Genomic DNA, 12,916 nt, shown 5'->3' with positions numbered 1-12,916 from the left:
GCCAAGGGAAACACACAATGAAAAGTATTTATCTGGTGTTGGACATGCAGAACGATCTGGTTCACCCCGACGGTGCCAGCGGTAAAGGCCCGCTGGGTGAGCAAGTGCGCAGCCGCGAAGTGATTGCCCGCACGGTGGCGGCGATTGCCAAGGCGCGAGCCAAAGGCATTGCCGTGGCCTATGTGCGGGTGGCGTTTTCCGATGACCATCGCGAAGCCAACCCCAACTCGCAGGTATTCGGCGCGATCGCCAGGAACGGCATTCTGAAAAAGGATGCCTGGGGTGGCGCGGTGCACGATGACCTGGCGCCATTGGCTGACGAATGGGACATCGTCAAACACCGGGTCTCGCCGTTCTACGCCACCCGCCTTGAAGTGCTGTTACGCGGTCAAGGCATCGAGCGCATTTACTGCAGCGGCGTAAGTACCCAGGCCGTGGTTCAGGCCACGGTGCGCGATGCTCATGATCGTGACTTTGATGTGGTGGTGCTGGAAGATTGCTGTGCTTCGCCAACAGCGCAGGAACATGAAAACTCCATGGCCAGCATCGCACGCTTCTGCACCAGCATTGACTCCGCCAACGCGTTCAACTGAGGTCGCCGGTTGATCACACCCTGGCCACGGCCGGGGCGTTTCGTTAAGTGAAATAGCCAGCACCGGGTCTTAACCCGGTGTTGGTCATTCATGGGGAAACGCTGGAGTCGTCCAGCGACATCTTCTTCAGCCGATAGTCCAGTTGCGCCCGGCTCAGCCCCAGTAAGACAGCGGCACGGGAGATGTTTTTTTCACTCATCTGCATGGCCACCTCAATGTACACCTCTTCAATCTCGCTCAGGCGCACCGGTCCTCGCTGTAGCGTGCGTTTTACCAAGGCCAGCAACTGATCGTGACTGGCATTACCCTGCTGAGCCGCTCCCACACTAGGAGGAGCCTCAGGCATGCGAATGCCGATGGCCGGACCGGTATCCCAACTCACCGTGCCGATGCGTTCGAGTTGCCCGCCCAGGGCGTCGAGCCCCGAAAGATGGCGTATATCCAGCAAGTCGCCGTCATCGGCGAGGATGATTGCACGCTCGATCACGTTCTCGAATTCACGAATATTGCCCGGCCAGTGATAATCCAGAATCACTTGCAGGGCGCGCGGTGTCACACCGGCCAGTTGCCGGCCATGCCGGGTGCTCAGCCGGCGCATGACGCTGTCGAGGAGCAGCGGCAGGTCGTCCTTGCGCTCGCGCAGCGGGGCGATGGTGATCGGGAACACATTCAAACGATAGAACAGGTCGCTGCGAAAGCGCCCGGCCTTGACCGCGCTGGCCAGGTCTTCGTTGGTGGCCGCGATCACCCGTACATCGACCTTGATCGTTTTGTTACTGCCCAGACGCTCCAGGTGACCGCTCTGCAGTACGCGCAGCAGTTTGCCTTGGGCGGTCATGCTCAAGGTGGCGACTTCATCGAGGAAAATCGTACCGCCATCGGCAATTTCAAAGCGCCCGGGACGCGGATCGGTCGCCCCCGAATAAGCGCCACGCTGCACACCGAACAACTCTGACTCGATCAACTGCTCGGGGATCGCCGCGCAGTTGATTTCAACGAACGGCGTGTTGGCGCGCAGGCTGTTGCTGTGCAGTTCGTGGGCGAACATGGTTTTACCCACGCCACTCTCACCCAGCAACAGTACCGTCGCGTTGGTGCCCGCCACCCGCAAGATCTTGTGCATGGCGATGTGGTAGGCGGCGGAGCTGCCCACCGGGCGGTCGAAATCGGTTTGCGCGGTCCGGCTGTCCTCCAGGCCGAAGGGCGAAGGTGTGGGCAGGGTGGTGGCCTTGACCGGTTTGGTCGGCTGCGCTCGGCGATGATCGGTGACCCGTGGCTGAAAATACTTGAGATCGTCTTCAGTGTTGTCCCAGTCCTCAACCGGCTTGACGATGACCCTGCAGCGGTTATGTCCGCAGCCTTGACACTCCATTTCCCGGGCCAGCAAGTGGCGCCCCATCAGGCGGCTCATGAAACCTGAGCTGTAGCCAACTTCCATCCAGCAAATGGGGTCAGTGCTGACGCCGTTGGCGGTGATATGCACATCACTCTCGACCGAACGTTTCCAGGTGAACTCACCGTACTTGAAACCCTTGGCCTGATCGAACTCGATGCACACCGGTTCGACTTCGACGATACCCGATAGGGCGTGCAACTGGCCACCTGCGGCGCAGATATCCAGTTCATTGCCAGTGCCACGGGCCTGGATCGCCAGATCAGCATCACGTTGACCCGTCAGGTAACCGACCCGGGTCAACAAACCGCGGGTGAATTCCACGCCGTTGCTTTCCAGCAGTTCCTGACGCAATGCGCCAAAGGCTTCGACGTGCATGAGCATCATGCGTTTATCGCCCAGCCAGATCAGACCTTCCTTGGGGTTGAAATAGAGTCGATCGACCAAGTCCTGCATGTCCGGAAAACGCAGGTCAGTGATGATGTTGATGCCCTGTCGGCTTCGTGATTGGCGGGGGCGCTCGGTGTCATCGATCGGGGAAGTAGTCATCTGATGAGCCCATGTTTTTTATTTATTGAAGGCAAAATCGATGCCGGACGGTCGCCAATGGCCGCCGGCGCTGATGCTTGAGGTGGTTGCTACGGTATCGCTTACTGGGGTTCTCGCAAGGTTTTTCTTTGCACAACGGCGATTCACGAAAATCCTTACATGAAATTCATAACATTCTGAATTTTCGTATGTCGCGGGAGGTTCGCTCGCAGAGCACTTGGGGTGTCTAAAGTTCGCAATGCCATAAATAACGCCTTGAATATAAAGGAGTATTTATTTGGTTTGAGTGAGTTTCAACGTCTGGCACAGCGCTTGCTCTTGTCCTGTCAGCACTGCTCATCAACGGGTACACCCCGTAGAGCAGCAAGACAAAAACAACAAGAGGTACAGGCAAGTGGCAGAAATTCACTCGTTGGCCTATGCAGGATTTGGTGTAAGCGACCTCGATAAATGGCAGTGGCTGGCCACGGACATTATCGGCATGCAAGTCGCCAGCCGCGATGAGCAGGGTCTGACCTTGCGCATGGATGAATACGCCCAGCGGTTCTTCCTGGAGAAGAATCCGATTGACGACATTCTGGTGGCTGGCTGGCAGCTGCGCTCGGAGCAGGAGCTGGAAAGCTATGTTGCCGAGCTGCGCGACAAAGGCGTCCAGGTTGAGCAACTGTCCAGGGAGCTGTTGCAGCGTCGCCGGGTTGAAAAGGCCTACAGCTGCCAGGACCCGAACGGTTTTACCCACGAGTTTTTCTTTGGCCATGCCGAAGCGGGCCTGAACGATGTGTTCCATTCAACTGTGCTCAAGGGCGGATTCGTCACTGGCGAACTGGGCATTGGTCACATCCTGCCGTTTGCCAAGAACGGCCCACAGACCGTGAAGTTCTATACCGACGTGCTGAAGCTGCGAGTCAGCGACTACATTCGCGAGGATGTGCAGCCGGGCATGGTGGTCGACGCCACCTTCTTTCACACCGCCACTGGCCGTCACCACTCCATTGCCACCGCTCAGGCCCCCGCGCCGAAGGTGCTGAACCATTTCATGGTGCAGGTCCAGAACATGGACGACGTTGGCATGGCCTACGACCGCTGCGTCAAGGCGGGTATCCCGATCATTCTTGAATTGGGTCATCACCCGAACGACAAGACCTTTTCTTTCTATGCCCAGACCCCTTCGGGTTTCAACTTCGAAATGGGTTGGGGCGGCGTGGTCATCGACGATCAGCATTGGGAAGTCAAGGCGTTCAGCAAAATGAGCGACTGGGGTCACAAGCGCAACATCGTTCTCTGATCAGCAACGGACTGCCGGCCTGGCCGTGCAGTGAACAGCATTGAAGGCCACCCGTGCCTGCGCCATAGCGAGGTTTTCCAGATGTTAAACGCCATTCAATCGAGCGGTACGCCGGGCGTGATTGCGCCGCCGGTCGCTACCGCTGACTTCTGTAAAGGCATGCGCCATCTGGCCGGTGCCTGTGTCGTGATCGCCAGCGGCAGTGACAGCGAAAGAGCCGGGCTGACTGCCACGGCGGTGTGCTCGATCACCGCCGACCCGCCGCGCCTGCTGATTTGCGTGAACCGCAATGTTCGCGCCCATGAAGTGATTCAACGGTCCGGTGCGTTCAGCATCAATGTACTTGCCCATGACCAGGAGTTCATTGCCAAGCGCTTTGCCGGGATGGTCGAGGGGGTCAGCGGCGAGGCGCGTTTTGCCGAAGGATGCTGGGAGTCGGGGGTTACCGGCGTGCCGTTGCTCGAAGACGCACTGGTGAGTTTCGAGTGCCGGTTGGAGCAAGTGATACCGGCCAGCACCCACGACATGTTCATCGGTGAAGTGGTTGGCGTCCGGGGGCTGCAGGAACAGGACGGCGCCTTGATGTACTTCAACAGCAGGTTCGCCGCGCTCAAGTGAAACCCTGACCGCTTGCGACATGCAAACACAACAATAAACAAGAGAACACAGACCTATGAACAACTTCGTCACGCCAACCGAGCCTGTGGATACCCAAACGATTCCGAGCGAAGCGCAATTGCTGGAGCGTGCGCGCGGATTGATCCCGATGCTGATGGAAAAAGCCGACTCGGTGGAACAGAACCGCATGGTATCCAGAGAGACCATCGCCGCGTTCGTTGAAGCCGGTTTCTTCAAGATCCTCCAACCCAGCCAGTATGGTGGCTGGGAGATGAATCCCGCGGTGTTCTACAAAGTCCTGATGGAGTTGGGTCGTGGCTGCGGCAGTAGCGCCTGGAACATGATGATCCTGGGTATTCACCAGTGGGAATACGGCTCCTTGCCAGAGCAGGCTTGCCTGGATGCGTGGGGCGAAGACAACGCGGTGATCACCGCCTCGTCCTACCCGCCGTTCGGCAAGGTCGAAGAAGTCGAAGGCGGCTTCAACATCAGTGGCACCTGGAAGACCTCCAGCGGTTGCGACCACGGCCAATGGGCGTTCCTCGGCGGCTTGCGGCGCGATGCCAACGGTCAGGTGATTGATCGCATGTCGATGCTGGTGCCCGGTTCGGCGTGGGTGATCGAAGACGACTGGCACGTATTCGGCCTGGCCGGCACCGGCAGCAAGAGCCTGGTAATCAAGCACGCGTTCGTGCCTTATCATCGTGCCCACAGCTTGATTCAGTACACCTACAGCGAGCGCCCGGCGAACTACCTGTATCCGTTCAACCAGATCTTCTTCGGTGCCGTCTCGGCGCTGATCGTGGGCATCGCCCAGGGCGGGATCGACGAGTACGTGCGCCAGATGAGCGTGCGCACCAACACCACCGACGGCGGCGGCGCCGCACTGAGCCCGTACGTCAAGGATCGCCTGGGCAACGCAGTGGTCCGCGTGCGATCGGCACGTGCCCGATTGCTGCAGATGCTCGCCGAGAGCAGCGAATACGTCGAACGTCGCGAACTGGTACCAGTGCCTGACCGTGTCCATTACATGCTCGACATCGCCCGCGTCGGTCGCGACTGCGAAGAGGCGGTGATGCTGCTGTTCAAGGCCACCTCGGCCCGTGGCATTTACTTGAACAACCCGCTGCAACGCATCCTGCGCGACGTGATCGCCGCCGCCAACCACATTACCCAGAACGCCGATGACACCGCGGGCATGCTCGGGGCTTATCTGTTGGGGCAGCCATTGCCACCGATGCTGTTTGGGCTGGAGCCCGTGTCGCTCAACGACTGAGTCGCTGGACCGGGAGGGCCACGTTCCTCCCGGCAAGACCCGACTTCCGCTAACTCGGCGGTCACTCATAAAAACAAAAAACGGCTTACTGTCGCAGAGGTCTTTGCATGTCTAAACATCAAAAACAAGTGCCCGGCACCGTGCGGGCGGCTGAGCAGCGCCTACGGCTTACTCGCCTGACGGCGACCTTGCTCGGCTGTTCAGTGTTATCCAGTGCGTATGCGATGGAATTCGACACCGGCAACCCCGACCTGAAGGCCCGCTTCGATACCAACGTCAAGTACTCCAGCGCCTGGCGCGTCAGAGACCAGCAAGACAAACTGGTCGCGGATGCGAACCTGGATGATGGCGACCGAAACTTCAACAAAGGCCTTATCTCCAACCGCCTGGACCTGTTTTCGGAGTTTGACGTCTCTTACCAGAAGGTCGGCGCGCGTGTCACCGGCGCGGCCTGGTATGACGATGTGTACAACAAGGGCAACGACAACACCTCACCGGGAACAGTCAACTCCTATAGCATACGTTACGACCAGTTCACCAAGGATACGCGCGACCTGCACGGGCGGGACGCGGAGTTTCGCGATGCGTTTGTCTACGCCAACTATGACATTGGCGATGAAATGTGGGGGGTGTCGCGCCTTGGCCAGCACTCGTTGATCTACGGCGAAAGCCTGTTTTACGGAAACAACGGCATTGCTGCAGGCCAGCAACCGATCGATGCGGTGCGTGCGCTGACCGTACCCAACTCTCAGTTCAAGGAGCTTGCACTACCGGTCAAGCAGTTCTCCACCCAATTGCAGATCACTCCAACGATCTCGGTCGGCGGTTACTACCAGTTCGAGTGGGAGCGTACCCGCATACCTGGGGCCGGCAGCTATTTCAGCCCGGCTGACCTGCTCGACGAAGGTGGTGAAAGGATCGTCGTGGGGCGCCTGCCGGACGGCGTGCCAGCGGCCTCCTTCTATCGGGGTAAAGACATCGAAGCGCGCGACAGCGGTCAGTGGGGCGTGCAGTTGCGCTACCGCTCCGAGGCCCTGGACACCGATTTCGGCCTCTACGCCATCAACTACCACGACAAGAACTTCCAGACCCAGTTGCGTCCCGGGGTCGGTGCGGGCGCGCGCCCGGACCAGATCGGCGAATACATGCTGGTGTTCCCCGAGGACATCCGCGCTTACGGCTTCAGCGCCAACCGCGGCTTTGGCGACGTCAACATCGGGTTTGAAACCTCGGTGCGCGACAACGCACCGTTGGTCAGCCTGACCATGGTCGATCTGGCGGGCAATGGCGATAACGATGGCAACCCGCTCTATGCCGTGGGGCGCACCGCCCACGCCCAGGTCAACATGATTTACATCATGCCAACCAGTGCGTTCTGGGATACCGCCAGCCTGCTGGGCGAATTGGCCTGGAACCGAACCCTCAGCGTCCAGAAGAATCTCGACAACCTTGACCCCAATGGCACACGCGATGCCACGGCGATTCGTGTCGCATTTTCCCCGACCTATTTCCAGGTCATGAACGGTGTCGACCTCTCTGTGCCAATGGGTTTGAGCTATGGCATAGACGGACGCTCGTCAGCGGTCGGCGGTTTCAGCCAGGCCAAAGGCGGCGACTACAACATCGGTCTGACGGCGGACTACCTGAAGTCGGTCACCTTCACCCTGGCTTACAACGGCTATTACGGGCCTTCAGCGCCCATCAACATCAACGGTATCAAAACCTTCAAACAGACCAATGCTGATCGGGATTTCGTGTCCTTCAGCGTCTCCCACACGTTCTGAGGATTGGACAATGCATAACAACAAAATCGCTCAGTTGTTGACCTGTTTCACTCTTTCCCTGTCTGCCATGACCACCTATGCAGCTGTCAGCGCGGTGGACGCTCAGGCACTCAAAAGCACGCTGACACCGATGGGCGCCGAGCGTGCCGGCAATGCTGATGGCAGCATTCCAGCCTGGACCGGTGGCTACTCCACGGTGCCGGTGGGCTATCAACAGGGCCATCGAGCGGTCGACCCGTTCGCCCAGGACAAGCCGTTGTACACCATCACTGCAGCCAACCTGGCCAAGTATCAGGACAAACTCAGCGACGGCGTGATCCAGCTGTTCAAGGACAATCCGCAGACGTTCCGCATCGATGTGTTTCCGACACGTCGCACTGCATCGGCACCACAGTGGGTGTACGACAACACCCTGAAAAACGCCACCCAGGCCTCTCTGGACAGTGACGGCCTGATAGTTCACGGAGCTTACGGCGGTGTACCGTTCCCGATCCCCAAGTCGGGTATAGAAGTGCAGTGGAACCACCAACTGTTGTGGCGTGGAGAGTCGACCCACAGCAAGTACAAGGTATGGACCACCACTGCCGATGGCCAGCGGGTATTGGCCACGGCGGCCGAGGACGAAGCCCAGTATCCCTACTACTTCAAGGACGGTTCGGCGGAGTCTGCTGGCATCAACTACATGATGGCCATTCAGTTGACATACGCTCCGGCCTTCCGTGCGGGCGAGGCGTTGATGGTTCACAACGTGACGGACTACGTACAGGGCCGCACGTTATGGCAATACCTGTCGGGTCAACGCCGGGTGCGTCGCGCCCCAAGCATCAACTTCGATACACCTAACCCCGTGGCCTCGGGCGTCAACTTCGTCGATGAAAACTTTGGCGGGTCCGGCTCGCCGGAGCGTTATGACTGGAAGCTGATCGGCAAGAAGGAAATGCTCATTCCGTACAACAGCAATCAGCTGTTGGCCAACGCCGATGAGAAAGTCATGGCTCAGCGTCATGCCAACCCGGACTACATGCGCTGGGAGCTGCACCGGGTCTGGGTGGTCGAGGCGACCCTCAAGGCCGGCAAACGTCATGCGGTGCCCAAGCGCAAGTTCTACTACGACGAAGACAACTGGGGTAACGCGATCATCGACGGGTGGGACGCCGAAGGCACTCTGTGGCGCACGTCCCTGACGACTCCGTTCGTGGCCCCGGACATCCCGGCGACTGTGAACTACTGCACCGGTTTCTTCCATGACCATCGAACGAAGGCCTGGATGTACAACTGCGCGTTGGGGGATGCGGGTAACGAGCAATACGCGATCACCGATCGTCGTCGTGAAAGCTTCTTCTCTCCCGAGTCGCTGACCAAGATGAGCGCACGCTGATGTTCTTAGCGAGCCCTGGCCTCGCGGCGGGGCTCGTCTGTCTGACCGGAGGTATGCGGTGAATACACACAAATATGCGTTGGCGTGCTTGCTGCTCCTGGGCGTGATTGGTGAACTGGCGTCAGCCGCCAGCAGCACGGGTGACAGGAAAGTGGCCGACACGCTGGAGCAGAACGCGCCGCTCTCAACGCTGGCCAGCCGTTCCGCGCTCAATGCCGTGGCGATGGCCGGTGAGCGGTTGGTGGTCGCCGGCATGCGGGGCGCCATTCTTTACTCCGACGATCAAGGCCAGCGCTGGCAGCAAGCCAGTGTTCCGGTCTCGGTCAGTCTGACCGGCCTGTGCTTTGCCGATGCCCTCAATGGCTGGGCCGTCGGTCATCGCGGGGTGATCCTCGCCACCCGCGATGGTGGTGTCCACTGGGCCCGGCAACTGCAGGGCGAGCAAGCCGCCCAGGCGATTTTGCAGGAGCGCCAGGACCCCGGGCAGATTGACGAAGCGCGACGCCTGGTAGTCGAAGGCGCCGACAAACCGTTTCTGGCCGTGCAGTGCATGGGCGATGGACGCGTGTTGGCCTTGGGTGCTTATGGCTTGGCCTTTAGCACACAAAACGCCGGTCAGAGCTGGCAGCCTGCGCTGGCGTTACTCAATGGCAGTGAGTCGCAACATCTCAACGCGGTGCAAGCCTTGGGGGGGCGGATTTATCTGGCCGGGGAGCAGGGCGCTTTGATGCGTGTCGACCATGACCTGCAAGGATTCAAGCGTTTCGCCAGTCCTTACGACGGCAGCTTTTTCGGTCTGTTGGCCACGCGTAACAACAGCCTGCTTGCGTTTGGTTTGCGCGGGCATGTGTTCCGCTCCATCGATCAGGGAGCCAGTTGGCAGTCAGTAGCCGTGGCATCGAGCAAGAGCCTGACGGCTGCCACTGAACTGCGCGACGGCTCGCTGCTGTTGGCGGATGAGTCGGGGCAAGGGTGGCTCAGCCATGACGACGGTCGCAGCTTTCGGCCGGTGGCGCCTGAACAACGCTTCCCGCTGATCGCGCTGTTGGCCTTGCCCGATGGCGGCAGCCTGGCTGTCGGTACCCAGGGTATCACTCGTTTCCCGCCGAGCGCGTTGCGCTGAGTCGGCCGGTATAGAAAAAGGAAACTGACAATGGCTATCAGCAATTCAGATGGCTTTACCGCTATCGCCTCCCTGTCGGACTTCGACAAATATTCAGGCAATCGCCTGGAACGCGTGTTGTTCAATCACCGGTTCCTGGTGGTCGGCTTCTGCCTGATTGTCACTGTGTTGCTGGCCGTCGCGGCCAGCCAGGTCAGGCTTAATGCCAGCTACTTGAAAACCATTCCCGCGCACCATCCCTTTACGCTCAACTATCTGGAGCATGCCCGCGATCTCAAAGGCACCGGCAATGCGTTACGGGTGGCCGTGGCGATGCGTGATGAGGGCGATATTTTCAATGCCCGGTACATGGAAACCCTGCGCCAGCTCAATGATGAGTTGTACCTGCTCAACGGTGTCGACCGCGCCTTCATGCGTTCGCTCTGGACCCCGGCGACCCGCTGGCAAGGGGTGACCGAAGAAGGGTTCGACGGTGGTCCGGTGGTCCCCGACGGCTTTGACGGCGACGACCGAAGCCTGGATGACTTGCGCGTCAACGTCGAGCGTTCCGGGGAAGTCGGCCAACTAGTGGCGGGCGATCTGCGTTCGAGCATCATCTACTTGCCATTGTTGGAAATCGATCCTAAAACCGGTCAGGCGCTCGACTACAAACAACTTTCCGACAGCCTGGAAACGTTGCGCGGCACCTATCAACAACGCGGCGTGGACATCCACATCATCGGTTTCGCCAAAGTCATGGGGGACCTGATCGATGGTCTGTATGCGGTGCTGGCGTTCTTTGCCATGGCGGTGTTGATCACCAGCGCGATCCTCTATCAATTCACCCGCTGCGTGCGCAGTACCCTGGTGGTGCAGAGCTGCACGCTGATCGGAGTAATCTGGCTGATCGGCCTGTTGCCGCTACTGGGTTATGAGCTGAACCCGTACTCGATTCTGGTGCCATTTCTGGTCTACGCCATCGGCGTGAGCCATGGCGCGCAGAAGATGAATGGCATCATGCAGGATGTCGGGCGCGGCACTCATAAGCTGATCGCGGCACGTTATACCTTCCGCCGTTTGTTTGCCGCGGGGATGACCGCGCTGCTGGCCGACGTTGTGGGGTTCGCGGTGTTGTCCATCGTCGATGTGCCGGTGATCAAGGAGTTGGCGCTGATCGCCAGTCTGGGTGTAGGCATCCTGGTGTTCACCAACCTGGCCTTGTTGCCGATCATGCTCTCGTTCACCGGTGTTTCACCACGAGCGGCCGCCCGTAGTCTCAAGCATGAAGCCCCGGTTGCAGGACAGCCGTCGCAACTTCTGGTGCGCCTGTTCGAGCATTTCACCAGTCGGCGTTCGGCAGGACTGGCGATCGGTGTGGCGGTAGCGGTCGGGCTCGGCGCATTGTGGATGGGCAAGGACTTGAAGGTTGGCGACCTCGACCCGGGGGCGCCAGAGCTGCGCGCCGATTCGCGCTACAACTTTGATAACCGGTTCATCATTGAGCATTACCAGGCCAGCAGCGACGTGTTCGTAATCATGGTCGAAACCCCGGCCGGCCGATGCGTCGACTACTCGACCTTGCGCAAGGTCGAAGAGCTGGAATGGCGCCTGCGCGAACTGCCTGGCGTTGAAACCACTAAATCCATCGCCGGCTTGTCGCGCAAGATCAACGTCGGGATGAACGAAGGCAACTTCAAATGGGACGAGTTGCCGCCTAACCAATCGATGATCAACGCCGCCGCCATGCGCTCACCGCGCGAGCTGTTCAACGGCACCTGCAGCTTGCTGTCGATCTATGCCTACCTCAAGGATCACAAGGCCGACACCCTCGACTCCGTGGTCAAGGCCAGCGCCGCCTTCGCTGAAAAATACAACGACGAGCAGACCACGTTTCTGATGGCCGCCGGCAATGCCGGGATCGAAAGCGCTACCAACATTGTGGTGAAAAGCGCCAACACGCGAATGCTGCTGGGGGTGTATCTGGCGGTGACGCTGTTGTGCTTCATTGCCTTCCGCTCATGGCGTGCGGTGCTCTGCGCGGTGTTGCCGTTGATCCTCACGTCATTGCTGGCCGAAGCGCTGATGGTCCAGCTAGACATGGGACTGAAGGTCGCGACCTTGCCGGTGGTGGCATTGGGCGTAGGGATCGGCGTCGATTACGCGCTGTACATCCTTAGCGTCACGCTCTTCTGGTTACGCCGTGGCGAAAGCCTGGCGATGGCCTATCGACAGGCCCTGATGTTCACCGGTCGGGTGGTGGTCTTCACCGGCCTGACGCTGTCCCTGGGTGTCGTCACCTGGGTGTTCTCACCGATCAAGTTCCAGGCCGACATGGGTGTGCTGCTGACCTTCATGTTCCTGTGCAACATGCTGGTGGCACTGGTCCTGGTACCAGCGTTGGCCTGCTACCTGCTGCGTCCGGCGAAGCCGATTGCGCAGCCGGCAATATCTCTCAAGGAAATCTGCGTATGAGTCTGGACATTCCCTTTGCCGATACCCAGTTGGCCGACCCGTTAAGCATGGCGGCTGCCCGGTTGGCGCTGGATACGGCCCTGCAGTATGCCGGCAAGCATGGCTGGCGAGTCAGCGTTGCGGTATTGGACGCTGGTGGGCACCTGCTTGCGTTCGGTCGAAGCGCCGGGGCACCGCTACACACCATCGATCTGGCCCAGGACAAGGCTCTGACCGCGGTCTCTTTCGCCTTGCCCACGGCCGATGTCGGCAAGCGCTTGCGTGATGCCCCCGAGCATGTCCGTCAGTGTTTGATCCTGCGGCCGCGACTGGTGCCCATGGGCGGCGCCTTGCCGCTGCAACTGGGCGACCGCCTGGTCGGCGCGATCGGTGTGTCCGGCGCCAGTGAAGACCAGGATTGCGAATGTGCGACGGCGGGCTACGACGCCATCACCCAACACCTGCACCGATAATTTTGCCAACTGTC

Annotated in this window: 10 protein-coding genes; 9 read left to right on the top strand and 1 reads right to left on the bottom strand. The window is 59.6% G+C overall.

The window, feature by feature from the left end; all coding sequences use genetic code 11:
* Positions 1–17: 17 nt before the first annotated feature.
* Positions 18–593 carry a cysteine hydrolase family protein gene (locus AB4Z35_RS08455; RefSeq protein ID WP_442096659.1) on the top strand — a complete coding sequence of 192 codons (576 nt, stop codon included), beginning with the start codon at positions 18–20 and terminating at the stop codon, positions 591–593.
* An 88-nt stretch (positions 594–681) separates the two neighbouring features.
* Here AB4Z35_RS08455 and AB4Z35_RS08450 read toward each other — a convergent pair whose 3' ends face one another.
* A complete protein-coding gene (locus tag AB4Z35_RS08450; protein ID WP_442096658.1) occupies positions 682–2,535 on the bottom strand; it encodes a sigma 54-interacting transcriptional regulator in 1,854 nt (617 codons plus the stop codon).
* Between the two features lie 394 nt (positions 2,536–2,929).
* Here AB4Z35_RS08450 and AB4Z35_RS08445 point away from each other — a divergent pair, with 394 nt between their 5' ends.
* The 8 genes from AB4Z35_RS08445 (at position 2,930) to AB4Z35_RS08410 (ending at position 12,902) form a co-directional block, all read left to right on the top strand.
* Complete coding sequence (locus AB4Z35_RS08445; protein WP_442096657.1) at positions 2,930–3,820, top strand: VOC family protein; 891 nt, start codon at positions 2,930–2,932, stop codon at positions 3,818–3,820.
* Positions 3,821–3,901: 81 nt separating this feature from the next.
* On the top strand, positions 3,902–4,438 hold the full coding sequence (locus tag AB4Z35_RS08440) for a flavin reductase family protein (protein ID WP_442096656.1): 537 nt from the start codon (positions 3,902–3,904) through the stop codon (positions 4,436–4,438).
* Positions 4,439–4,493: 55 nt separating this feature from the next.
* Entirely contained in the window at positions 4,494–5,714 is a 1,221-nt protein-coding gene (locus tag AB4Z35_RS08435) for an acyl-CoA dehydrogenase family protein (RefSeq protein ID WP_442096655.1), read from the top strand.
* A gap of 107 nt (positions 5,715–5,821) precedes the next feature.
* A complete protein-coding gene (locus AB4Z35_RS08430; protein WP_442096654.1) occupies positions 5,822–7,498 on the top strand; it encodes a DUF1302 domain-containing protein in 1,677 nt (558 codons plus the stop codon).
* A gap of 10 nt (positions 7,499–7,508) precedes the next feature.
* Positions 7,509–8,876, top strand: a complete 1,368-nt coding sequence (locus tag AB4Z35_RS08425; RefSeq protein WP_442096653.1) for a DUF1329 domain-containing protein — start codon at positions 7,509–7,511, stop codon at positions 8,874–8,876.
* 58 nt (positions 8,877–8,934) lie between these two features.
* Positions 8,935–9,999, top strand: coding sequence for a WD40/YVTN/BNR-like repeat-containing protein (locus AB4Z35_RS08420; RefSeq protein ID WP_442096652.1), 1,065 nt, complete (start codon positions 8,935–8,937; stop codon positions 9,997–9,999).
* 30 nt (positions 10,000–10,029) lie between these two features.
* Positions 10,030–12,450 carry an efflux RND transporter permease subunit gene (locus AB4Z35_RS08415; RefSeq protein ID WP_442096651.1) on the top strand — a complete coding sequence of 807 codons (2,421 nt, stop codon included), beginning with the start codon at positions 10,030–10,032 and terminating at the stop codon, positions 12,448–12,450.
* Complete coding sequence (locus AB4Z35_RS08410) at positions 12,447–12,902, top strand: GlcG/HbpS family heme-binding protein (protein ID WP_442096650.1); 456 nt, start codon at positions 12,447–12,449, stop codon at positions 12,900–12,902. Before AB4Z35_RS08415 ends, AB4Z35_RS08410 begins: the two co-directional genes overlap by 4 nt.
* Positions 12,903–12,916: the final 14 nt, after the last annotated feature.

Origin of the sequence: Pseudomonas sp. KB_15, assembly GCF_052114525.1 — a bacterium.
Lineage (GTDB): Bacteria > Pseudomonadota > Gammaproteobacteria > Pseudomonadales > Pseudomonadaceae > Aquipseudomonas.
The sequence above is the reverse complement of the archived record's forward strand: the minus strand, read 5'-3'. Positions and strand labels throughout refer to the sequence as shown.